Source organism: Streptomyces sp. LMG1-1-1.1 (assembly GCF_040815545.1).
Taxonomy (GTDB): Bacteria; Actinomycetota; Actinomycetes; order Streptomycetales; family Streptomycetaceae; genus Streptomyces.
In genome coordinates this window covers 35,405-57,823 of the sequence record NZ_JBFPNH010000017.1, presented here as the reverse complement: position 1 = coordinate 57,823, position 22,419 = coordinate 35,405, and the positions used below count along the sequence as shown (strand labels likewise).

The following is a 22,419-nucleotide window of genomic DNA, read 5'->3' as shown; positions in this document are numbered from 1 at the left end:
CGCCCAACACACCGACGGGAGCACACCAGCAGCGCTTTCACTCGAATGAGGTACAGGAGCGACCTGCGAATCTCAGATTGATGTCGGATCCGACTTCCATCCGACATCGACCGTGAGATTCCGACACGAAATTTGAGACCCTACAAGTGCTCCGATCAGGTCTGTGCCATGTCGACGAAGCGCGAGTAGTGGCCCTGGAAGGCCACGGTGATCGTGGCCGTCGGACCGTTACGGTGCTTGCCCACGATGATGTCCGCCTCGCCGGCTCGCGGGGACTCCTTCTCGTAGGCGTCCTCACGGTGCAGCAGGATCACCATGTCGGCGTCCTGCTCGATCGAGCCGGACTCACGCAGGTCGGAGACCATGGGCTTCTTGTCGGTGCGCTGCTCGGGGCCACGGTTCAGCTGGGAGAGCGCGATGACCGGAAGCTCCAGCTCCTTGGCGAGGAGCTTGAGGTTTCGCGACATGTCGGAGACTTCCTGCTGACGGCTCTCCTGCCGCTTCGAGCCGCCCGACTGCATGAGCTGCAGGTAGTCGATGATGACGAGCTTGAGGCCGTTGCGCTGCTTGAGCCGGCGGCACTTGGCCCGGATCTCCATCATCGACAGGTTCGGCGAGTCGTCGATGTACAGCGGGGCCTGGGAGACGTCCGGCATGCGGCGGGCGAGACGCGTCCAGTCCTCGTCGGTCATCGTGCCGGAGCGCATGTGGTGGAGCGCGACCCGGGCCTCGGCCGAGAGGAGTCGCATCGCGATCTCGTTGCGGCCCATTTCGAGGGAGAAGATGACGCTGGGCAGGTTGTGCTTGATGGACGCGGCCCGGGCGAAGTCCAGGGCGAGGGTCGACTTACCCATGGCGGGACGGGCCGCGATGATGATCATCTGGCCGGGGTGCAGACCGTTGGTGAGGGAGTCGAGGTCGGTGAAACCGGTGGGCACACCGGTCATCTCGCCGCTGCGGGAGCCGATCGCCTCGATCTCGTCGAGGGCCCCCTCCATGATGTCGCCGAGCGGCAGGTAGTCCTCGGTGGTGCGCTGCTCGGTGACCGCGTAGATCTCGGCCTGCGCCGAGTTCACGATCTCGTCGACGTCGCCGTCGGCCGCGTAGCCCATCTGCGTGATCTTGGTGCCGGCTTCCACGAGGCGGCGCAGGACGGCGCGCTCGTGGACGATCTCCGCGTAGTACGAGGCGTTGGCCGCGGTCGGTACCGACTGGACCAGGGTGTGGAGGTAGGAGGCGCCGCCGACCCGGGTGATCTCGCCGCGCTTGGTGAGCTCGGCGCCGACCGTGATCGGGTCTGCCGGCTCGCCCTTGGCGTAGAGGTCGAGGATCGCCGCATAGACGGTCTCGTGGGCCGGCTTGTAGAAGTCGTTGCCCTTGATGATCTCCACGACGTCCGCGATGGCGTCCTTGGAGAGCAGCATGCCGCCGAGGACGGACTGTTCGGCGTCGAGGTCCTGCGGGGGTACGCGCTCGAAGCCGGAGAGTCCGCCGTCCCACGAGCCGTCGTTGCCCCGCTCGTGCTGGTCGTCGCGGCCGCGGCCGCGGCCACGACCTTCACCGCGGGTACGGGTGGGCAGCCGGTCACTCGGTCCGCTGTCGGCCCAAGGGTCGTCCATGGGCTCGGTAATGCTCACCAAGCACCTCCTCCCGTCCGCTCCGCGGACCTCGCCCTGCCACTCTTTCTTACGCCACGGGCTTGATCAACGAGTGGCTTTGCGACCGCTTCTGGCGCGTCGGGCGCCGAACCACGGTAGGCCCGCGGGAGGCGTCAGCCAATCTGGTTATCCACAGGCCCTGTGGGTGAAGGCCCAGATGCTGTGGAGAACTCCCCGGAACCTGTGCACGGACCGGGGGACAGTCATGTGGACAAACTCATAGCCCTCTTGAATTCACCCACCTGACCTGCGGTTTCTCCATCCACGGGCTGTGGGGGAGAAAAAGTTCTCCCCCTGGATCAAGATCAGAACAAACGGCCCACACCCGAAGCCCCGCACCCTCGAAAAGTAAGGAGCACAGATACATTGCATCTCTTACCTGTGGAAGATTAGATTGACCCCATGACCCAGGCCCCCGTGACCTCCAAGGCCGTCCGTCGACAGCACGACCGCGAGATCGTGTCTCTGGCCCTGCCGGCCTTCGGTGCCCTCGTCGCCGAGCCGCTGTTCCTCATGGTCGACAGCGCCATCGTCGGCCACCTCGGCACCCCCCAGCTCGCGGGCCTGGCCATCGCCGCCGCCCTGCTCTCCACCGCCGTCAGCGTCTTCGTCTTCCTCGCCTACGCCACCACGGCCGCCGTCTCACGGCGCGTCGGCGCGGGCGACCTCCAGGCCGCGATCCGCCAGGGCATGGACGGCATCTGGCTCGCGGTCCTGCTCGGCGCCGCCGTCGTCGCCCTGACCCTGCCCACGGCACCCGGGCTCGTCGACCTCTTCGGCGCTTCCGACACCGCCGCGCCGTACGCCGTCACCTACCTCCGGATCTCCAGCCTCGGCATCCCCGCAATGCTGGTGGTCCTGGCGGCCACCGGCGTCCTGCGCGGCCTCCAGGACACCCGTACACCGCTCTATGTGGCCATCGGGGGCTTCGCCACCAACGCCGCGCTCAATGTCGGGCTGGTCTACGGGGCCGATCTGGGCATCGCCGGCTCCGCCTGGGGCACGGTCATCGCCCAGTACGGCATGGCCGCCGTCTACCTCTTCGTGGTCGTTCGGGGCGCACGGCGCCACGGGGCTTCCCTCCGCCCCGACGCGGCCGGCATCCGCGCCTCCGCCCAGGCCGGTGCCCCCCTGCTCGTCCGTACGCTCTCGCTGCGCGCGGTCCTGCTGATCGCCACGGCGGTCGCGGCCCGGCTGGGTGACGCCGAGGTCGCGGCCCACCAGATCATCCTGTCCCTGTGGAGCCTCATGGCCTTCGCCCTCGACGCGATCGCCATCGCCGGCCAGGCCATCATCGGCCGCTACCTCGGCGCGGACGACGCCCAGGGCGCCCGGCAGGTCTGCCGCCGCATGGTCCAGTGGGGCGTGGTCTCGGGCATCGTTCTGGGCGTGCTCCTCATCATGGCGCGACCCTTGTTCATCCCCCTCTTCACCAGCGACACGACGGTCCAGGACACCCTGCTGCCGGCCTTGCTGGTGGTCGCGGTCTCGCAGCCGATCTCGGGGGTCGTCTTCGTACTCGACGGCGTGCTGATGGGCGCGGGAGACGGCCCCTACCTCGCCTGGGCCATGCTGCTGACCCTCGCCGTCTTCGCCCCGGTGGCCCTGGTGATCCCTGCGCTCGGCGGAGGCCTCACCGCCCTCTGGTGGGCGATGACGCTGATGATGACGGTGCGGATGCTGACGCTGTGGCTGCGCACCCGCTCCGGTCGCTGGATCGTCACGGGCGCCACACGCTGAACGTTTCACGTGAAACGCCCTGTTTCACGTGAAACAGCGGAAGGGCCGCACCCCGAGGGGTGCGGCCCTTCCTCACTGCTGAGCGCAGACTGCCAAGGGCAGCGTTACGCGGCGACGACCTCGACGCCGAGCTTCGCGGCAACCTCGGGGTGCAGACGCACGGACACCTGGTGCGAGCCCAGGGTCTTGATCGGCGAACCGAGCTCGACGCGACGCTTGTCGACGTCGGGGCCACCCGCGGACTTGATCGCCGAGGCGATGTCGGCCGGGGTCACGGAGCCGAAGAGACGGCCGGCGTCGCCGGAGCGAACGGCCAGGCGCACCTTCGTGCCCTCGAGCTGGGCCTTGATCTCGTTGGCCTGCTCGATGGTCGCGATCTCGTGGATCTTGCGGGCGCGGCGGATCTGCGCCACGTCCTTCTCGCCACCCTTGGTCCAGCGGATCGCGAAACCACGCGGGACCAGGTAGTTGCGAGCGTAGCCGTCCTTGACGTCGACGACGTCGCCAGCGGCACCGAGGCCAGAGACCTCGTGGGTGAGGATGATCTTCATTTTTCGGTCACCCTTCCCTTATCGCGCGGTGGACGTGTAGGGCAGCAGCGCCATCTCACGGCTGTTCTTCACGGCCGTGGCGACGTCACGCTGGTGCTGCGTGCAGTTGCCGGTAACGCGGCGGGCACGGATCTTGCCGCGGTCGGAAATGAACTTCCGCAGCATGTTCGTGTCCTTGTAGTCCACGTACACGGTCTTGTCCTTGCAGAACGCGCAGACCTTCTTCTTAGGCTTGCGCACAGGCGGCTTCGCCATGGTGTTTCTCCTGTGTGATCAAGAAGTGGGAGTACGAGCTGCTTCCAGGCGATGCCTAGAAGGGGGGCTCGTCCGAGTAGCCGCCGCCGGAGTTTCCACCCCAGCCGCCTCCGCCGCCCTGCTGGCCGCCGCCGCCGGAGGGAGCACCACCGCCGGTCGCCCACGGGTCTTCGGCGGGAGCACCGCCGCCACCCTGCTGGGAACCGCCGGAGTTTCCACCCCAGCTGCCGCCGCCACCGCCGCCGGCCTGCTGGCCGCCGCCGCCGTATCCACCCTGGCCGCCGCGACCGGTGGTCTTGGTGACCTTGGCCGTGGCGTTCTTGAGGCTGGGGCCGACTTCCTCGACGTCCAGCTCGTAGACCGTGCGCTTGACGCCCTCACGGTCCTCGTAGGACCGCTGCTTCAGCCGGCCCTGCACGACGACGCGCATGCCTCGCTGGAGCGATTCGGCGACGTTCTCCGCCGCCTGACGCCAGACCGAGCAGGTCAGGAACAGGCTCTCGCCGTCCTTCCACTCATTGGTCTGACGGTCGAAGGTGCGGGGAGTGGACGCGATACGGAACTTCGCGACCGCCGCACCGGACGGGGTGAAGCGCAGCTCGGGGTCGTCGACAAGATTGCCGACGACCGTGATGACGGTCTCGCCTGCCATGGGGGAACCTCTCGGCGGGTTTGCTTCTGGCTGCTTTGTTGCTACTCGAACCCGATGACCTCTGAGCTAGAAGCTCAGTGGGTCTCGGGACGGAGGACCTTGGTCCGGAGGACCGACTCGTTCAGGTTCATCTGGCGGTCGAGCTCCTTGACGACCGCAGGCTCGGCCTGCAGGTCGATGACCGAGTAGATGCCCTCGGGCTTCTTCTTGATCTCGTACGAGAGACGACGACGGCCCCAGGTGTCGACCTTCTCGACCTTTCCGTTCGCCTCACGGACGACGGAGAGGAAGTTCTCGATCAGGGGGGCGACAGCGCGCTCCTCCAGATCGGGGTCGAGGATGACCATCACTTCGTAGTGACGCATGTGGAACCCACCTCCTTTGGACTCAGCGGCCACGGTCGTTCCGTGGCAGGAGGGTCGTGATGCGTAAGCAACGGTATCCGCCACCACTGACAACCCCCTCGGCGAACGAGGAGGCCGTCGGGGATCCCGGAGGGACCTGGGCAGACACCGGCGCAGCTGTACAGAGTACCCGCACATCGGCCTGCGGTTGAAATTCCCCGGTGAGGGGACGCAATCTGTACACAACGGATGTCGGCGGCGCCATGAGGCGCCGCCCTCGCGCAGCAACGCCAGGAGGTGCCCCATGGCACAGGCAATGCGACCCGACCCCGGCCACTCCCTCTTCGCGACCGACGGCAAGCCCCACCCCCTCCAGGACACCCTGGTCGGCGTGACGCTGGTCCTGGGCGTCCTCGCCTTCGTCACCGCGCAGTTCGACAACCTGCACCTGCTGAGTTCCTGGTCGGGCCTGATCGGCATCCTGACCGGTGCCTACGGACAGTTCATCTCCGTGACGACCCGCGAACGCTTCCTGCTGATCCTCGGACTCGGCGCCTCGGCATTCGGGTTCTATCTCGGCATGGCGCACGGCGGCCTCTTCGGCGGCGTGATCAGCTGAGCCCGGCGGCACGTCAGGGCACACACACCCATTCGGGGCGCTCCCCGGTCACAGTAGGCTTCGGCGCGAGAGCCGGAGCCCCTGACCGATGGGGACACACCTGCCGAGGAGCGCCCCGCATGAGCCTGACCCTGAGGACCATCAGCCGTGAGCAGCATCTGGCATTCATCCAGAGCCAGCCCGCGGCGAGCCACTGCCAGGTCCCGGCGTGGGCTGACGTGAAGACCGAGTGGCGCTCGGAGAACCTCGGCTGGTTCGACAAGTCCGGTGAGCTCGTCGGCGCGGGCCTGGTGCTCTACCGCCAGCTCCCGAAGATCAAGCGGTACCTCGCCTACCTGCCCGAGGGCCCGGTCATCAACTGGTACGCGCCCAACCTCGACGACTGGCTGCAGCCGATGCTGGCGCACCTCAAGCAGCAGGGCGCCTTCTCGGTGAAGATGGGCCCGCCGGTCGTCATCCGGCGCTGGGACTCGACCGCCATCAAGGCCGGCATCCAGGACCCGGACGTCAAGCGCCTCAAGGACGTCGAGGCCACCCACATCGAGCCGCGCGCCTTCGAAGTCGCGGACCGGCTGCGGAAGATGGGCTGGCAGCAGGGCGAGGACGGCGGCGCCGGCTTCGGTGACGTCCAGCCCCGCTACGTGTTCCAGGTCCCGCTCGCGAACCGCTCGCTCGACGACGTCCTCAAGGGCTTCAACCAGCTGTGGCGCCGGAACATCAAGAAGGCCGAGAAGGCCGGCGTCGAGGTCGTCCAGGGCGGCTACGAGGACCTGGCCGAGTGGCAGCGGCTCTACGAGATCACGGCCGTCCGCGACCACTTCCGGCCGCGCCCGCTCTCGTACTTCCAGCGCATGTGGACCGTCCTCAACAACGAGGACCCCAACCGCATGCGGCTCTACTTCGCCCGCCACGACGGCGTGAACCTCTCGGCCGCGACCATGCTCGTCGTCGGCGGCCACGTCTGGTACTCCTACGGCGCCTCCGACAACATCGGCCGCGAGGTCCGGCCCTCGAACGCGATGCAGTGGCGGATGCTGCGCGACGCCTACGCGATGGGCGCGACCGTCTACGACCTGCGGGGCATCTCGGACTCCCTCGACGAGACCGACCACCTCTTCGGCCTCATCCAGTTCAAGGTCGGCACGGGCGGCGAGGCCGTCGAGTACGTCGGCGAGTGGGACTTCCCGCTCAACAAGCTGCTCCACAAGGCGCTCGACATCTACATGTCGCGCCGCTGACCGTTCCGTAGGCTTTCGTAGTCTCGTACACATCTTTGACACACCGCTGCCACCAGAAAGGTCCGGGCCGGCCATGGCGCTCTCCCTCTACGTCGACACCGCTCGCTGGCGCGCGCACCAGAAGAGCGTCATCGACCAGTTCCCCGGTCTCATCCCGGTCTGCAAGGGCAACGGGTACGGCTTCGGACACGAGCGCCTCGCGGACGAGGCGGCCCGGTTCGGCTCCGACATGCTGGCCGTGGGCACCACCTACGAGGCCGCGAAGATCAAGGACTGGTTCGGCGGCGACCTGCTGGTCCTCACCCCGTTCCGCCGGGGTGAGGAACCGGTTCCGCTGCCCGACCGCGTGATCCGCTCCGTGTCGTCCGTGGACGGCGTCCGCGCCCTGGTGGGCGCCCGGGTCGTGATCGAGTGCATGAGCTCGATGAAGCGCCACGGCGTCCGCGAGGAGGAGCTCCAGCAGCTCCACTCGGCGATCGAGGACGTACGCCTCGAAGGTTTCGCCCTCCACCTCCCGCTGGACCGCCCGGACGGCACGGACGCGGTCGAGGAGGTCATCGCCTGGATGGACCGGCTGCGGGCCGCCAGGCTGCCCCTGCACACCATGTTCGTGAGCCACCTGCGGGCCGAGGAGCAGGCCCGGCTCCAGCAGCAGTTCCCGCAGACCCGCTTCCGCGCCCGGATCGGCACCCGGCTCTGGCTGGGCGACCACGAGGCCACGGAGTACCGGGGCGCGGTCCTCGACGTGACCCGGGTGGCCAAGGGCGACCGGTTCGGCTACCGCCAGCAGAAGGCGGCATCGGACGGCTGGCTGGTCGTCGTCGCCGGCGGCACCTCGCACGGCGTGGGCCTGGAGGCCCCCAAGGCCATGCACGGCGTCATGCCGCGCGCCAAGGGCGTCGCCCGGGCCGGCCTCGCCACCGTCAACCGCAACCTGTCGCCCTTCGTCTGGGCCGGGAAGCAGCGCTGGTTCGCCGAGCCGCCGCACATGCAGGTGTCGATCCTGTTCGTGCCCTCCGACGCGGAGGAGCCCCGGGTGGGCGACGAGCTCGTCGCCCATCTGCGCCACACGACGACGCAGTTCGACCGGCTCGTCGAGCGCTGAGCCGGCCGGAATGGATCACCCCCCGGGAGCAGGGCTCCCGGGGGGTGATCCATGTGGCTACTCAGGAGCGCCCCATGGGTCGTGCGGATCGTCGGAGGTGCCCCACCGCACCCGGCGGCCCTCCTCCGCGCCGGGAGCGGCGTGCCGGGCCGGATGCGCGGCCCTGCCCATGACGAAGACGTCCTCCGTCCCGTCCAGGACGCCCCCCGAGGGGTCGTCCGAGCCGTCCTGCCGCACCGGGTCCTTCTCGGGCGCCAGGATGTCGCGTACGACCATCGCGCACAGGTACAGGGTGCCGAGCAGGTGCAGGACGATCGCGAACTGGTAGCCGTCCAGCGGCAGGCCCTGCTTGCTGCCGCTGCTGGTGAAGGCCAGGTACATCCAGATGCCGAGGAAGTACATGACCTCGCACGCCTGCCAGACCAGGAAGTCGCGCCAGCGGGGCCGGGCGAGCACCGCCAGCGGCACGAGCCACAGGACGTACTGCGGCGAGTAGACCTTGTTGACCAGCACGAACGCGGCGACGATCAGGAAGGCCAGCTGGGCGAAGCGGGGCCGGCGGGGCGCCGTGAACGCCAGGTAGGCGAGTCCGGCCGCGGCCAGCACCATCAGCAGCAGCGCGTACAGGTTGGCCCGCTCCGGCGTGATCGTCGTCCCGGCCCGCTGGCTGACCAGCAGCCAGACCGATCCGAAGTCGACGTTCCGGTCCCGGCTGAACAGGTAGAACTGCTTCCAGCCCTCGGGCGCGAGCAGCATCACGGGCAGGTTCACGACCAGCCACGCGCCGCACGCGCCGAGCACCGCGGTCCCGTACTCCCGCCACTTCCCGGCCCGGGCGCAGAGCAGCAGCAGGGGCAGGAGGAGCAGTATCGGGTAGAACTTGGCGGCGGTGGCCAGGCCCAGCAGGATGCCGAAGCCCAGCGGCCGGCCGCGCGACCACATCATGACGGCGGCGGCGGTCAGCGCGACGGCCAGTATGTCCCAGTTGATCGTGGCGGTGAGCGCGATCGAGGGGGCCAGGGCCACCAGGAGCCCGTCCCAGGGCCGCAGGCGGTGCGTCCGCGTCACGCAGACCGCGAGGACGGCCGCACAGGCCATCAGCAGGCCCGCGTTGGCCAACCAGTACGCCCTCTCGTTCTCGGCCGCGCTGCCGCCGCCCGGCGTCAGCCAGGCGGCGACCTCCATGAGAAGACCCGTGAGGACCGGGTACTCCAGGAACGGTATGTCACCGCTCAGCCGGTCGAAGTACGGCACCAGGCCGTCCGCGAAGCCCCGCCCGGCGAAGAGGTGGGGGATGTCGGAGTAGCAGGCGTGGGTGTACTGGGACGTCGTCCCCCGGAACCAGGCCCAGTTGTAGCAGGGCAGCTTCTGCACCATGCCGAGGGCGAACATGCCGATGGCCACGAGGGCGATCACCCGCACGGGAGTGAGCTGCCCGGTACCGGGCAGCGCCCGGCGCCCGTACGGGCCGCCGATCAGCTCGCTGCCCGCGGCGGCCACCTTGTCCCGGTGGGTGGGGATGACCGTCCGCGAGCGGCCCTGGGGCCGGTCCTGCGGCGCGCTCGTCTTCTGGAGGCTCGGCATGGGGGACATCCTGCCGTACGTCCCGGTGAAAACGGCGAGGGCCGCCGCGGCCGGTCCGTACGGAAGGTACGGAGCGGACGCGGCGGCCCTCAGGGACGTGCCCGTGCGGCCGGATCAGGGATTCCAGGACCCGCCGCCGGGTCTGCCGTTCCCACCGCCACTGGCATCGGTCGACGTGTCGGTCGGCGTCGGTGAATCCGTGGTGGGCGCCGTGGTCGTGGGTCCTCCGGTGTTGCCACCCGGGTTCCCCGGATAGTTGCACTCGATGTCCCAGACGTCACACGTCGTCTTGCCCGGCTTCGGCGTCTTGGTCGCCGGGGGAGTCGTGGTGGCGGTGGCCGGCGGCGTCGTCGACGGCGTCGCGGACTCGGTGGGCGTCTCCGTGGCCGTCGGCGTCGGCGTCGGGCTGGTGGCGCCACCGCCGAACACGGGCACGGCGTTCTCGATGTCCATCGGCTCGGGGAACTTCACCAGCGGCATGTCCTTGACCACGTCCGACATGTAGTCCTGCCAGATCCGCGACGGGAACGACGAACCGTGGATCTTCGGCTGGGCACCCGTGCCGTACATGTCCTCGAACTTGCGGTCCTTCTTGGTGTCGTCGTCGTCGTAGCGGTACATGTCGATCGCCGTCGCCAGCTGCGCGGTGTACCCGACGAACCAGGCCGACATGTTGGCGTCGGTCGTACCGGTCTTGCCCGCCACGTCGCGGCCCGGGATGCGGGCCTTCGTGCCGGTGCCCTTCTGCACGACGTCGCGGAGCACGTCGGTGACCTGGCTGGCGATGGCAGGGGTGAAGGGCTGCTTGGGCGCCGCTTCGTGCTTCTTGATGACGACGCCCTCCTTCTTGATGCTCTCGACCGAGTAGGGGTCGTTCTGCTTGCCGCCGTTGGCGAAGGTCGAGTAGGCGCCGGCCATGCGGATGGCGCTCGGGCTGGAGATACCGAGGGAGAACGACGGCACCTCGCCCTGCACGAGCGAGCTCTCCAGGAGTCCGGCGTCCTGTGCGGACTGGCGGACCTTGTCGATGCCGATGTCCATGCCGAGCTGCACGTACGGCGAGTTGGCGGAGTGGATCATGGCCTCACGAAGCGAGATCGCGCCGTAGCTGGCGTCCTCGTCGTTGACCTGCTTCCACTCCTTGCCCTTCTCGTTGACCCAGATGTCGCCGTTGTACTTCCGGACCGTCAGCCCGTTCTTGCCGGAGTAACGGCTCTTGTCCGGGTCCAGGATCTTGCGGCTGGACTCGTCCTGGACGGGTCCCAGCTCGGGGTCGCGGACGCCGTACTTCATGGCGGCGGCGAGCACGAAGGGCTTGAACGTCGAGCCGACCATCGCACCGGTGGCGTCGGCGTTGTTGCTGAAGTGCTTGGTGGCGTCGGCGCCGCCGTAGAGGGCGACGATCTTCCCGGTCGCCGTGTCGACGGAGGCACCGCCGAACTGGACGTGTGTGTCGTCCTCCGGGCGCTTCTTCGGGTCGATGTGGGCGTCGAGGATCTTCTTGACCGACTTCTCGAGCTTGTCCACCTTCTGCTTCTCGAAGGTGGTGTAGATCTCGTAGCCGCCGCGCTCCAGGTCCTGGACGCTGATGCCGAACTGGCTCTTGATGTTGGCGTTGGCGGTCCTGACCAGGTAGCCGATCTGGCCGCCCAGGTTGGCGCTCTGGCCGGGCTTCTTCACCTTGGGGAAGGCGGTGTACTTCGCCCGCTCCTCGGCCGGGAGATGCCCGTCCTTCTGCATCTCGTCGAGGATCCACTTCCACCGGAGCGTGGCCCGGGCGGTGTTCTTCTCGGCCGTGGCCTCGGAGTCGATCTCGGGGTAGCCGGCGGGGTCGTAGTACGTCGCGCCCTTCAGCACCGCCGCGAGCAGCGCGCACTCGCTGGGGTTGAGGTTCTTGGCGTCCTTGTTGAAGTACGCGCGGGCCGCGGCCTGGATGCCGTAGGCACCACGTCCGTAGTACGAGGTGTTCAGGTAGCCGGCCATGATGGCGGGCTTCTTCACCTCGTTGCCCACCTTCATGGAGATGAAGAGTTCCTTCACCTTCCTGGTGACCGTCTGCGACTGGTCGTCGAGGCGGTTGTTCTTCACGTACTGCTGGGTGATGGTCGAACCACCCTGGGTCTCGCCGCCCTTGGCCATGTTCCACACGGCGCGGGCGATGCCCATCGGGTCGACACCCGAGTCGTCCCAGAACGTCTTGTTCTCCGCCGAGATGACGGCGTTCTGCATGGCCGTCGGGATCTGCTCGATCGGAACGATCTGGCGGTTGGTGCCACTGCCCGTCGCGACCATGCGGGACTTGTCGGCCCAGTAGTAGATGTTGTTCTGCGAGGTCGCGGTCTCGGCCTCGTTCGGGATCTCGACCTGCGAGTACGCGAACGCGGCGGCACCCATCAGGCTCGCCACGAAGAACAGGAAGGTGCCCGTCACGAGCTTCCACGACGGCATCCAGCGACGCCAGCCGTACTTGCCGTACCGCGGATAGTCGATGATCCGCTTCTTGCCCGGCGGACGACCGCCGGGGCCCCGCCCCGGGCCTCCGCCGCGTCCCCCGCCGCCGCCTCCGCGCCGGCCTCCACCGGGGCCGCCTGGGCTCCCGGGGCCGTTGTCGGCTCCCTTGCGGCGGCTGCCGCGCTGGGCGGCTCTACGGGCCTCCGCGCGGCCGCCGTAAGCGCGCTGCTCCTCTCCGTGAGAGGAAGGCGGCCCGTACGAGGCCGACGGGGCCCTCGTGCCGACGTCATGGGCCGGTGCCGACCCGCGGCCAACCGGCTGCTGGGCAGCGCGCCGTGCCGCCGCGCGCCCACCCGTCGGCGGCTGCTGCGGCGGCATTTTGCGACGATGCTCGCTCATCGAACGACTACTCCTCGGGCAGGCGCGTACGCCTGGAAGCGGCAGTTGAGTTCCGGTCCCCCCGAAATGTGCACGCACGGCACCCCATCGGAGGCCCATCCGTAACGCAGCCGGTCACCCGCAGCACTGACGCCCCACGGCATCGCTTGGTTCCCGGTGGTCTGCATGCCGCACAGACTACGCACGGCCAAAACCCACGGAGAGCCGGACTTCCACCCAAATCAGGCAAGTCGATCCCTGTGAATTGATGATGTGACGCCGGTCACGGCGGTCCCACTTGTCGAGACGGGGAGGCCGTTCTATCGTGCTGATGTATCGAGTCGATACATCAGCACGGCATAAAGGCCGGGGAAGCGGAGGAGGCGACGGATGAGCAGGCGCTCGGGCATCCTCGAGTTCGCCGTTCTCGGCCTGCTCCGCGAGGCCCCCATGCACGGGTACGAGCTGCGGAAGCGCCTCAACACCTCGCTGGGCGTCTTCCGGGCCTTCAGCTACGGAACGCTGTACCCCTGCCTCAAGACGCTGGTCGCCAACGGCTGGTTGATCGAGGAACCGGGCAGCGCTCCGGAGGAGGCCCTGGCCGCTTCACTCGCAGGACGCCGGGCCAAGATCGTCTACCGGTTGACGCCCGCCGGTAAGGAGCACTTCGAGGAGCTCCTCTCCCACACGGGCCCGGACGCCTGGGAAGACGAACACTTCGCCGCCCGCTTCGCCTTCTTCGGTCAGACCGAACGCGAAGTGCGGATGCGGGTCCTCGAAGGCCGCCGCAGCCGGCTGGAGGAGCGCCTCGAGAAGATGCGCGCCTCCCTGGCCCGGACCCGCGAGCGCCTCGACGACTACACGCTTGAGCTGCAGCGCCACGGCATGGAGTCCGTGGAGCGCGAAGTGCGCTGGCTGAACGAGCTCATCGAGAGCGAGCGGGCAGGGCGGGATCAGCGATCCGGCCCCGACGCCCCCGCTCTGCACGACAACGATTCTGGAGAAACGGGCGGCCTGCCCCGGCACGGGGGCAGTACCCGGCCGGATCCGTCCGACGACACCGCCAAGTGAAGCCCTGCGCACAGCAGGGCTTCCACGATCACACAGGGAGCAACCGGAATGGGTTCGGTTCGCGTAGCCATCGTCGGCGTGGGCAACTGCGCCGCCTCGCTGGTGCAGGGCGTCGAGTACTACAAGGACGCCGACCCGGCGGCCAAGGTGCCCGGCCTGATGCACGTCCAGTTCGGCGAGTACCACGTCGGTGACGTCGAGTTCGTCGCCGCCTTCGACGTCGACGCGAAGAAGGTCGGCCTCGACCTCTCCGACGCCATCGGCGCCAGCGAGAACAACACCATCAAGATCTGCGACGTCCCGAACGCGGGCGTCACGGTTCAGCGTGGCCACACCCTCGACGGCCTGGGCAAGTACTACCGCCAGACCATCGAGGAGTCCGCCGAGGCCCCGGTCGACGTCGTCCAGATCCTCAAGGACCGCCAGGTCGACGTCCTCGTCTGCTACCTGCCCGTCGGCTCCGAGGCCGCTGCGAAGTTCTACGCGCAGTGCGCCATCGACGCCAAGGTCGCCTTCGTCAACGCCCTCCCGGTCTTCATCGCCGGCACCAAGGAGTGGGCGGACAAGTTCACCGAGGCCGGTGTCCCGATCGTCGGCGACGACATCAAGTCCCAGGTCGGCGCCACCATCACGCACCGCGTCATGGCGAAGCTCTTCGAGGACCGCGGTGTCCGCCTCGAGCGCACCATGCAGCTGAACGTCGGCGGCAACATGGACTTCAAGAACATGCTCGAGCGCGAGCGCCTGGAGTCCAAGAAGATCTCCAAGACGCAGGCCGTCACCTCGCAGATCCCCGACCGCGAGCTGGGCGAGAAGAACGTCCACATCGGTCCGTCGGACTACGTGGCCTGGCTGGACGACCGCAAGTGGGCGTACGTCCGCCTCGAAGGCCGTGCCTTCGGTGACGTTCCGCTGAACCTGGAGTACAAGCTCGAGGTGTGGGACTCCCCGAACTCCGCGGGTGTCATCATCGACGCCCTGCGCGCCGCGAAGATCGCCAAGGACCGCGGCATCGGCGGCCCGATCCTCTCCGCGTCCTCGTACTTCATGAAGTCCCCGCCGGTGCAGTACTTCGACGACGAGGCCCTGGCCAACGTCGAGAAGTTCATCAAGGGTGAGGTCGAGCGCTAAAGCGCCGCACGCTTGTCGATCGAGGGTCCCCGAGCCACTGCCCGGGGGCCCTCTTCGTATGTGAGTCTTGCTGCCATGTCCGTCGTACGTGATCTGCGCGTACTCCTGCGCCTGACGAACTTCCGCCGCCTGCTCGCCGTACGGCTGCTCTCCCAGTGCGCCGACGGTGTCTACCAGGTGGCCCTGGCCACGTACGTCGTCTTCTCCCCCGAGAAGCAGACCTCCCCCACCGCCATCGCCTCGGCCATGGCGGTACTCCTGCTCCCGTACTCGCTCGTCGGCCCCTTCGCCGGCGTGCTCCTCGACCGCTGGCAGCGACGCCAGGTCTTCCTGTACGGGAACCTCCTGCGCGCCCTGCTCGCCTGCGGGACCGCGCTCCTCGTCGTCGCCGCCGTGCCCGACTGGCTCTTCTACGCCTCCGCCCTCTCCGTCACGGCGGTCAACCGCTTCGTCCTCGCGGGTCTCTCGGCCTCGCTCCCCAGGGTCGTCGACGGCGAGCGGCTGGTCGTCGCGAACTCGCTCTCCCCGACCGCCGGAACGCTCGCCGCGACGCTGGGAGGCGGTCTCGCGTTCGGCGTCCGTCTGGTCGCGGACGACTCCGACGCCGTCGTCGTGGCCTTCGGCGCCCTGCTCTACCTCTGCTCCGCCCTCGCCTCCCTGCGGATGCCCCGAGAACTCCTCGGACCCGACCCGGGCCCCGCCCCCCAGAAGCTCCGCTCGGCACTGGCCTCGACGGCACACGGGCTGGTCGGGGGAGTGCGACACCTCGCCGAGCGCCGACCCGCCGCCCGGGCCCTCATCGCCGTGGGCCTCATGCGCTTCTGTTACGGCGCCCTGCTCGTCACCGTGCTCATGCTCTGCCGCTACGCCTGGAGCTCCACGGACTCCGAGGGCCTCGGACTCCTCGGGCTCGCCGTCGCCACCTCGGGCGCCGGCTTCTTCGCGGCCGCCCTGCTCTCTCCCTGGGGGGTGGGACGACTCGGCCCCTTCGGCTGGATGACCGTGTGCGCGGGAGTCGCCGCCGTCGTGGAGCCGGCGCTCGGCCTGACCTTCGCCCCGGTGCCCTTCCTCATCGCCGCCTTCGTCCTGGGTCTGATCACCCAGGGCGCCAAGATCGCGACCGACACGGTGGTGCAGACCGCCGTCGACGACGCCTACCGCGGACGGGTCTTCTCCCTCTACGACGTGCTGTTCAACGTGGCCTTCGTGGGCGCGGCAGGCGTCGCCGCGCTGATGCTGCCGCCCGACGGGCGGTCCTCGCTCCTGGTGGTGCTGGTGGCCGTGATCTACGCGGCCATCGCGCTGGCCCTGCGGGGGGAACGCACGAAGGGGTGGTGTTTCACGTGAAACACCACCCCTTCCCCGCGCGGAGAGCGTCGCTGTTTCACGTGAAACAACGCACCGCCTCCCGCGGCACGGCTCAGCTCTGCGCCGCCCACCACTCCTTGAGTGCGGCGACGGCCTGGGAGTGCTCCATCGGCCCGTTCTCCAGACGGAGCTCCAGCAGGAACTTGTACGCCTGACCGATCGCCGGACCGGGCCCGATGCCGAGGATCTCCTGGATCTGGTTGCCGTCGAGGTCGGGGCGGATCGCGTCCAGCTCCTCCTGCTCCTGGAGCTGGGCGATGCGGTCCTCCAGGCCGTCGTAGGCACGGGAGAGGGCGGTGGCCTTGCGCTTGTTGCGGGTCGTGCAGTCCGAGCGGGTCAGCTTGTGCAGCCGGGAGAGCATCGGACCGGCGTCACGGACGTAGCGGCGCACGGCGGAGTCGGTCCACTCGCCGGTCCCGTAGCCGTGGAAGCGCAGGTGCAGCTCCACCAGCCGGGAGACGTCCTTGATCATCTCGTTCGAGTACTTGAGCGCGGTCATGCGCTTCTTGGTCATCTTCGCGCCCACCACTTCGTGGTGGTGGAAGGAGACGCGGCCGTCCTTCTCGAAGCGGCGCGTGCGCGGCTTCCCGATGTCATGGAGCAGGGCGGCGAGCCGCAGCACCAGGTCGGGACCGTCCTCCTCCAGGTCGATCGCCTGGTCGAGCACGGTCAGCGAGTGCTCGTAGACGTCCTTGTGCCGGTGGTGCTCGTCACTCTCCAGACGCAGCGCGGGCAGCTCGGGCAGCACGTGCTCGGCGAGGCCCGTGTCCACGAGAAGGCCGAGGCCCTTTCGCGGGTGGGCGGAGAGCAGCAGCTTGTTGAGCTCCTCGCGGATCCGCTCGGCGGAGACGATCTCGATCCGGCCGGACATCTCCGTCATGGCCGTGACCACCTCGGGGGCGACCTCGAAGTCCAGCTGCGCGGCGAAGCGCGCGGCCCGCATCATCCGCAGGGGGTCGTCGGAGAAGGACTCCTCCGGCGTGCCCGGGGTGCGCAGCACGCGGGCGGAGAGGTCCTCCAGACCGCCGTACGGGTCGATGAACGTCTTCTCGGGCAGGGCCACGGCCATGGCGTTGACGGTGAAGTCACGCCGGACGAGGTCCTCGTCGATCGAGTCGCCGTAGGAGACCTCGGGCTTGCGCGAGGTCCGGTCGTACGCCTCCGAGCGGTACGTGGTGACCTCGATCTGGTAGCCGTCCTTCTGCGAGCCGACCGTCCCGAAGGCGATGCCGACCTCCCACACCGAGTCGGCCCACGGGCGGACGATCTTCAGTACGTCCTCGGGGCGGGCGTCGGTGGTGAAGTCCAGGTCGTTGCCGAGCCGGCCGAGCAGTGCGTCCCGTACCGAGCCACCGACCAGCGCGAGGCTGAACCCGGCCTCCTGGAAACGGCGGGCGAGGTCGTCGGCGACAGGGGACACACGCAGCAGTTCACTGACCGCGCGGCGTTGCACCTGGCTCAGTGCAGTCGGGGTGTCTTCGTTGGCGTTCGGCACAACAGAAAAGGGTACGTGCCCCGGCTCACCGCAACGTCCCCGTTTTCCCGAGCGGGAAGATCGCCTGGAGCAGTCCCCGGCACTTGCCCCCAGCGTGCCTCGTTACCATGCCTGGACACAGCAACCGGGAACCATCGACACCACCGGCACCACTGACAACGACGAGGACGGGCGAACGCGTGGCCGAGGCGGCAGACATCCAGGGAACCGGTCCCTCACCTGCCCGCCGATGGCTGCGGCGCACGATCACCGTCGCCTTCGGGGCGCCCCTCCTCGCCGGGCTGCTCCAGGCCCCGGCCGGGGCATCCCCCGCGCTCGCGGCCGAGGACGGCACCGGATCCAGGACCGTCGATGTGTCGCTCGACACCATGGCACCGAGCAGCCCCGTCGAAGGGGACACCGTGACGGTCACCGGGACGGTGACCAACCGGGGGAAGAGGACCGTCACCGACGCGACCGTCGACCTGCGCGTCGGACCGCGGATGACGAGCCGCAGCGAGATCGAGCAGGTGACGGGACGCACCGGCTTCCGGTACGACAGCGATCCCGCCCCCCTCGAGGACGCTCCCACCGTCAGCATTCCCCGGCTCGGTGCCGGCCTCAGCGCGGACTTCTCGCTCTCCGTCCCGGTCTCCGAGCTCGGCCTCGACGAGGCGGGCGTCTACCAGCTGGGCGTCTCCCTCACCGGACACACCTCCGACCAGGGGTCGGACCGGGTGCTCGGCATCGAGCGGACCTTCCTGCCGTTCCAGCCCGAGGCCACCAAGAAGAAGACCCAGCTGAGCTACCTCTGGCCGCTGATCTCCTCCGCCCACGTCTCGGCGGAGACGGCCACGGACGACCAGCAGACCCCGGTCTTCGAGGACGACGCCCTGGCCGACGAGCTGCGACCGGGCGGGCGCCTGGACCAGATGGTCTCGCTCGGCAAGGACCTTCCCGTCACCTGGGTGCTCGATCCCGACCTGCTGGCCACCGTCGACGCGATGGCGAACGGCTACCGGGTCAAGGACGGCACCCTGCACGTCCCCGGCAAGAACCAGGACGTCGCCGAGCAGTGGCTGAACGCCCTGGAGAAGGCGGTCCAGGGGCGCGAGGTCGTCGCCCTGCCCTTCGCCGACCCCGACCTCGCCTCGCTCGCCCATCACGGCAAGGACGTCCCCGGCTCCCTGGGACACCTCCAGTCGGCGACCGACCTCGCCGGGACGACCGTCGAGACCATCCTCCACCTGCGGCCGTCCACCGACTTCGCCTGGCCCGTCGACGGCGCCGTCGACCCCTCGATCGTGGCGGTCGCGACCTCGGCCGGCGCGGACAAGGTGATCGCGCGCAGCGACAGCGTCCGCGACGACCTCTCCTACACGCCCACAGCGGCCCGCCCGCTGGGCAACGGCAGCACCACGGCCGTGGTGAGCGACGCGGTGCTGTCCACCGCCTTCGACGGCGACATGGTCCGCGCGGAGGGCTCCACGCTCGCCGTCCAGGAGTTCCTCGCCCAGTCCCTCGCGATCACCCTGGAGCAGCCGGAGGACCAGCGCAGCGTCGTGGTCGCCCCGCAGCGGACGCCGACCTCCGCCCAGGCGCAGACGATGGCCGAGGCCCTGCGCGGCCTCTCCGCCAAGCGCTGGAGCCAGCCGCTCGATCTCGTCGCCGCCTCGGCGGCCAAGCCCGATCCCGACGCCTCGACCGCGGTGCCCAGCTCCTCCCGGTACCCGAAGAAGCTGCGCGACCGGGAGCTGCCGGTCCAGGCCTTCCGTGACATGAAGACCACCCGCGACGAGCTGGACGACTTCAAGGTCGTCCTGGAGCAGCCCGAGCGCGTCGTGACGCCGTTCGGCAACGCGATCAACCGCGAGATGTCGGTCTCCTGGCGCGGCGAGGTCCGCGCGGCGGTGGTCTACCGCAGCAACGTCCTGGAGTACCTCCAGGGGCTCACCAAGAGCGTCCAGCTGGTCGACAAGTCGGACCTCACGCTCTCCGGCCGCAGCGCGACGATCCCCGTGACCGTCCAGAACAAGCTGCTGCAGGGCGTGGACCATCTGGTGCTGCGCCTCACCTCCGGCAACAAGAACCGGCTGGAGGTGAACGGGGAGGGCTTCGCCGAACTCCCGGTGAAGATCAACGGCGGGCACAGCCAGTCGGTGAAGTTCACGGCCTCCGCCAACGTCAACGGCCAGGTGCCGATGACCGCACAGCTCTACACCGAGGACGGCACTCCCTACGGGCAGCCGATGACCTTCACCGTGAAGGTCTCCGAGATGACCCCCACGGTGATGCTCGTGATCGCGGGAGGCGTCCTGCTCCTGGTCCTCGCCGGTGTGCGGATGTACACCCAGCGGAAGCGGATCGCGGCACGGAACGCCGAGGCCGAGGCCGCGGAGACGGACGAGCCCGCCGAGGCCGCGGCAGACGGGGACGCCCCCTCCGGGGACGATCCCGAGCAGCCGAGTGACCCGACACCTGACACCGGGCCCGAAAGCGGCGACCCGTCGGGCCCGGGTGAGAAGGTGGACCGTTGAGCGATGTCGTGGCCGGTCGGCCGGGGACGATGAGGTGGGGTAAGCATGAACGCGCCGTATGACGGTGACCGCGGCCAGGGCGCGGGCGGCCCCGCGCCTCAGGGTGCCCCGGGCCCGCAGGGGCACGAGCCCTACCCGCAGAACCCGCAGGGGCACGACCCCTACGCGCAGGACCCGCACGTCCAGGACCCGTACGTCCAGGACGTCTTCTCGCACGACCCGTACCGGGCGCAGGACCTGGCAGCGCAGGACCCGGTGGGCGAGGCCCTCTACGACCGCGCCGCGCACCCGCCTCCCCCGCCGGGCACCTACCAGGAGCCCCAGCCGCTCTACCAGCAGCCGGTCGCGCCCCAGCACGCTCCCGACCCCCGGGTGTGGGCGCAGACGCCGGCACCGGAGCCCGAGGGCCCTTCGCGTCACCTGCCGTACGGCGACGACGCGCGCACGGTCCAGTTCACCGGGGTCGACGACCTGGTGACCCGGGCGGGCGAGGAGGAGCCCGAGCCGGACGCCTTCGCCCACCTGTACCGGGACCAGCAGACGCCCGGCCAGGTGCCGCCGCCCGCTCCGGAGCCGGACCCGCTGCCCGCCCCCGCCGCCAAGAAGTCCGGCCGCGCCTCCGGGCTGCTGAAGTCGAGCGCCGTCATGGCGGCCGGCACCCTGGTCTCCCGGCTCACCGGATTCGTCCGCAGCCTGGTGATCACCGGTGCGCTCGGCGCGGCCCTGCTCGGTGACACCTTCACCATCGCCTACACCCTGCCGACGATGATCTACATCCTCACCGTCGGCGGCGGCCTCAACTCGGTCTTCGTCCCCCAGCTCGTCCGCTCGATGAAGAACGACGAGGACGGCGGCGAGGCCTACGCCAACCGCCTGCTGACCCTCGTGATGGTGGCACTCGGCCTGATCGTGGCCCTCGCCGTCTTCGCGGCACCGCTGCTGATCCGGCTGATGTCGAACACCATCGCCGACGACGCCGCGGCCAACAGCGTGGCCGTGACCTTCGCCCGCTACTGCCTGCCCACCATCTTCTTCATGGGTGTGCACGTGGTGATGGGTCAGATCCTGAACGCCCGGGGCAAGTTCGGCGCGATGATGTGGACGCCGGTCCTCAACAACATCGTCATGATCGTCACCTTCGGCCTGTTCATCTGGGTCTACGGCACCTCCGCCGAGTCCCACATGGGCGTGCAGACCATTCCGGACGAGGGCATCCGCCTCCTCGGCATCGGCACCCTCCTCGGCCTCGTCGTCCAGGCCCTGGCGATGATCCCGTACCTCCGTGAGACGGGCTTCCGCTTCCGGCCCCGCTTCGACTGGAAGGGCCACGGGCTCGGCAAGACGGTCAAGCTGGCCAAGTGGACCGTGCTCTTCGTCCTCGCCAACCAGGCGGGCGTCCTCGTCGTCACCCAGCTCGCCACGGCCGCCGGTGAGGCGTCGGGGAAGAACGGCGCGGGCTTCCTCGCGTACTCCAACGCCCAGCTCATCTGGGGCATGCCGCAGGCCATCATCACGGTCTCCGTCATGGCGGCACTGCTGCCGCGGATCTCCCGAGCCGCCCACGACGACGACCCCGGTGCCGTCCGGGACGACATCTCGCAGGGCCTGCGGAACTCGGCCGTCGCGATCGTCCCGGTCTCGTTCGCGTTCCTGGCGCTCGGCGTTCCGATGTGCACGCTGCTCTACGCCTCCAGCGGCGTCGAGGCGGCCCAGGGCATGGGCTTCATCCTGATGGCCTTCGGCCTCGGTCTGATCCCCTACTCCGTCCAGTACGTCGTGCTCCGCGGCTTCTACGCCTACGAGGACACCCGGACGCCCTTCTACAACACGGTCATCGTCGCCGCCGTCAACGCGGCGGCCTCGGCGGTCTGCTACGTCGTGCTGCCCGCCCAGTGGGCCGTCGTCGGCATGGCCGCCTCGTACGGGCTCGCCTACGCCGTCGGCGTCGGCATCGCCTGGCGCCGTCTCCGCAACCGGCTGGGCGGCGACCTGGACGGCACCCAGGTGGTGCGGACCTACGCCCGGCTCTGCATGGCCTCCGTACCCGCCGCGATCGTCGCCGGTGCCGTCGGTTTCGGCCTGTTGAAGCTTCTGGGTGAGGGCGCGCTCGGTTCGCTCGTCGCCCTGATCGTCGGCGGAGCGGTACTCCTCGGTGTCTTCTTCGTCGCGGCAAAGCGCATGCGCATCGCGGAGTTGAACACCCTGGTCGGCATGGTGCGCGGACGTCTGGGACGCTGATTCGACGGTCCCGCACAACCATCGG

Annotated in this window: 17 protein-coding genes; 9 read left to right on the top strand and 8 right to left on the bottom strand. The window is 69.1% G+C overall.

All coding sequences use genetic code 11. The features are described 5' to 3' along the window. Positions 1 to 155: 155 nt before the first annotated feature. Positions 156 to 1,637 (bottom strand): replicative DNA helicase, encoded by a 1,482-nt coding sequence (dnaB, locus tag MRBLMG1_RS08295; protein ID WP_367822253.1) that lies wholly within the window; start codon positions 1,635 to 1,637, stop codon positions 156 to 158. A gap of 423 nt (positions 1,638 to 2,060) precedes the next feature. Here dnaB and MRBLMG1_RS08290 point away from each other — a divergent pair, with 423 nt between their 5' ends. Further along, positions 2,061 to 3,398: an MATE family efflux transporter gene (locus MRBLMG1_RS08290; RefSeq protein ID WP_367822251.1), complete on the top strand. Its 1,338-nt coding sequence runs from the start codon at positions 2,061 to 2,063 to the stop codon at positions 3,396 to 3,398. 104 nt (positions 3,399 to 3,502) lie between these two features. Here MRBLMG1_RS08290 and rplI read toward each other — a convergent pair whose 3' ends face one another. From rplI to rpsF, 4 genes are all read right to left on the bottom strand, one after another. Beyond that, positions 3,503 to 3,949 (bottom strand): 50S ribosomal protein L9, encoded by a 447-nt coding sequence (gene rplI / locus MRBLMG1_RS08285; RefSeq protein WP_017240417.1) that lies wholly within the window; start codon positions 3,947 to 3,949, stop codon positions 3,503 to 3,505. 18 nt (positions 3,950 to 3,967) lie between these two features. Then, the gene (gene rpsR, locus MRBLMG1_RS08280) at positions 3,968 to 4,204 is read right to left on the bottom strand and encodes a 30S ribosomal protein S18 (RefSeq protein WP_003956534.1); all 237 of its coding nucleotides are present in this window, start codon (positions 4,202 to 4,204) and stop codon (positions 3,968 to 3,970) included. Between the two features lie 55 nt (positions 4,205 to 4,259). Continuing rightward, positions 4,260 to 4,856: a single-stranded DNA-binding protein gene (locus tag MRBLMG1_RS08275; protein WP_367822248.1), complete on the bottom strand. Its 597-nt coding sequence runs from the start codon at positions 4,854 to 4,856 to the stop codon at positions 4,260 to 4,262. A 74-nt stretch (positions 4,857 to 4,930) separates the two neighbouring features. Beyond that, positions 4,931 to 5,221: a 30S ribosomal protein S6 gene (gene rpsF, locus MRBLMG1_RS08270; protein ID WP_017240415.1), complete on the bottom strand. Its 291-nt coding sequence runs from the start codon at positions 5,219 to 5,221 to the stop codon at positions 4,931 to 4,933. 283 nt (positions 5,222 to 5,504) lie between these two features. Between rpsF and MRBLMG1_RS08265 the strand changes: the two genes are divergently transcribed. The 3 genes from MRBLMG1_RS08265 to MRBLMG1_RS08255 all read left to right on the top strand — a co-directional run bounded on the left by MRBLMG1_RS08265 (position 5,505) and on the right by MRBLMG1_RS08255 (position 8,162). Continuing rightward, on the top strand, positions 5,505 to 5,819 hold the full coding sequence (locus MRBLMG1_RS08265) for a hypothetical protein (protein ID WP_150268224.1): 315 nt from the start codon (positions 5,505 to 5,507) through the stop codon (positions 5,817 to 5,819). Between the two features lie 119 nt (positions 5,820 to 5,938). After that, the gene (locus MRBLMG1_RS08260; RefSeq protein ID WP_367822245.1) at positions 5,939 to 7,057 is read left to right on the top strand and encodes a lipid II:glycine glycyltransferase FemX; all 1,119 of its coding nucleotides are present in this window, start codon (positions 5,939 to 5,941) and stop codon (positions 7,055 to 7,057) included. A 73-nt stretch (positions 7,058 to 7,130) separates the two neighbouring features. Then, positions 7,131 to 8,162, top strand: coding sequence for an alanine racemase (locus MRBLMG1_RS08255; RefSeq protein ID WP_367822244.1), 1,032 nt, complete (start codon positions 7,131 to 7,133; stop codon positions 8,160 to 8,162). A 57-nt stretch (positions 8,163 to 8,219) separates the two neighbouring features. Here MRBLMG1_RS08255 and MRBLMG1_RS08250 read toward each other — a convergent pair whose 3' ends face one another. Beyond that, entirely contained in the window at positions 8,220 to 9,746 is a 1,527-nt protein-coding gene (locus tag MRBLMG1_RS08250) for a glycosyltransferase family 87 protein (RefSeq protein WP_367822242.1), read from the bottom strand. Positions 9,747 to 9,860: 114 nt separating this feature from the next. Beyond that, positions 9,861 to 12,596: a transglycosylase domain-containing protein gene (locus MRBLMG1_RS08245; RefSeq protein ID WP_367822240.1), complete on the bottom strand. Its 2,736-nt coding sequence runs from the start codon at positions 12,594 to 12,596 to the stop codon at positions 9,861 to 9,863. A 369-nt stretch (positions 12,597 to 12,965) separates the two neighbouring features. Here MRBLMG1_RS08245 and MRBLMG1_RS08240 point away from each other — a divergent pair, with 369 nt between their 5' ends. The 3 genes from MRBLMG1_RS08240 to MRBLMG1_RS08230 all read left to right on the top strand — a co-directional run bounded on the left by MRBLMG1_RS08240 (position 12,966) and on the right by MRBLMG1_RS08230 (position 16,124). Then, complete coding sequence (locus MRBLMG1_RS08240; RefSeq protein ID WP_189804943.1) at positions 12,966 to 13,646, top strand: PadR family transcriptional regulator; 681 nt, start codon at positions 12,966 to 12,968, stop codon at positions 13,644 to 13,646. 48 nt (positions 13,647 to 13,694) lie between these two features. Then, the gene (locus MRBLMG1_RS08235; RefSeq protein WP_367822238.1) at positions 13,695 to 14,777 is read left to right on the top strand and encodes an inositol-3-phosphate synthase; all 1,083 of its coding nucleotides are present in this window, start codon (positions 13,695 to 13,697) and stop codon (positions 14,775 to 14,777) included. A gap of 75 nt (positions 14,778 to 14,852) precedes the next feature. Then, positions 14,853 to 16,124, top strand: coding sequence for an MFS transporter (locus MRBLMG1_RS08230; RefSeq protein ID WP_367822236.1), 1,272 nt, complete (start codon positions 14,853 to 14,855; stop codon positions 16,122 to 16,124). 73 nt (positions 16,125 to 16,197) lie between these two features. On the opposite strand, the gene MRBLMG1_RS08225 is transcribed toward MRBLMG1_RS08230, so the two are convergent. Continuing rightward, entirely contained in the window at positions 16,198 to 17,640 is a 1,443-nt protein-coding gene (locus tag MRBLMG1_RS08225; protein ID WP_367822234.1) for a CCA tRNA nucleotidyltransferase, read from the bottom strand. A gap of 179 nt (positions 17,641 to 17,819) precedes the next feature. Here MRBLMG1_RS08225 and MRBLMG1_RS08220 point away from each other — a divergent pair, with 179 nt between their 5' ends. Further along, a complete protein-coding gene (locus tag MRBLMG1_RS08220) occupies positions 17,820 to 20,156 on the top strand; it encodes a DUF6049 family protein (RefSeq protein ID WP_367822232.1) in 2,337 nt (778 codons plus the stop codon). A 45-nt stretch (positions 20,157 to 20,201) separates the two neighbouring features. After that, entirely contained in the window at positions 20,202 to 22,394 is a 2,193-nt protein-coding gene (gene murJ / locus MRBLMG1_RS08215; RefSeq protein WP_367822230.1) for a murein biosynthesis integral membrane protein MurJ, read from the top strand. The last annotated feature ends 25 nt before the right edge of the window (positions 22,395 to 22,419 follow it).

Excerpts from the sequence above, each read along its gene's own strand:
- MRBLMG1_RS08255 (WP_367822244.1), top strand. The coding sequence starts at position 7,131 with ATGGCGCTCTCCCTCTACGTCGACACCGCTCGCTGGCGCGCGCACCAG.
- rplI (WP_017240417.1), bottom strand. The coding sequence starts at position 3,949 with ATGAAGATCATCCTCACCCACGAGGTCTCTGGCCTCGGTGCCGCTGGC.
- rpsF (WP_017240415.1), bottom strand. The coding sequence starts at position 5,221 with ATGCGTCACTACGAAGTGATGGTCATCCTCGACCCCGATCTGGAGGAG.
- rpsR (WP_003956534.1), bottom strand. The coding sequence starts at position 4,204 with ATGGCGAAGCCGCCTGTGCGCAAGCCTAAGAAGAAGGTCTGCGCGTTC.
- MRBLMG1_RS08275 (WP_367822248.1), bottom strand. The coding sequence starts at position 4,856 with ATGGCAGGCGAGACCGTCATCACGGTCGTCGGCAATCTTGTCGACGAC.
- MRBLMG1_RS08245 (WP_367822240.1), bottom strand. The coding sequence starts at position 12,596 with ATGAGCGAGCATCGTCGCAAAATGCCGCCGCAGCAGCCGCCGACGGGT.
- MRBLMG1_RS08240 (WP_189804943.1), top strand. The coding sequence starts at position 12,966 with ATGAGCAGGCGCTCGGGCATCCTCGAGTTCGCCGTTCTCGGCCTGCTC.
- MRBLMG1_RS08265 (WP_150268224.1), top strand. The coding sequence starts at position 5,505 with ATGGCACAGGCAATGCGACCCGACCCCGGCCACTCCCTCTTCGCGACC.
- MRBLMG1_RS08230 (WP_367822236.1), top strand. The coding sequence starts at position 14,853 with ATGTCCGTCGTACGTGATCTGCGCGTACTCCTGCGCCTGACGAACTTC.
- MRBLMG1_RS08290 (WP_367822251.1), top strand. The coding sequence starts at position 2,061 with ATGACCCAGGCCCCCGTGACCTCCAAGGCCGTCCGTCGACAGCACGAC.
- MRBLMG1_RS08260 (WP_367822245.1), top strand. The coding sequence starts at position 5,939 with ATGAGCCTGACCCTGAGGACCATCAGCCGTGAGCAGCATCTGGCATTC.
- MRBLMG1_RS08250 (WP_367822242.1), bottom strand. The coding sequence starts at position 9,746 with ATGCCGAGCCTCCAGAAGACGAGCGCGCCGCAGGACCGGCCCCAGGGC.
- murJ (WP_367822230.1), top strand. The coding sequence starts at position 20,202 with ATGAACGCGCCGTATGACGGTGACCGCGGCCAGGGCGCGGGCGGCCCC.
- MRBLMG1_RS08235 (WP_367822238.1), top strand. The coding sequence starts at position 13,695 with ATGGGTTCGGTTCGCGTAGCCATCGTCGGCGTGGGCAACTGCGCCGCC.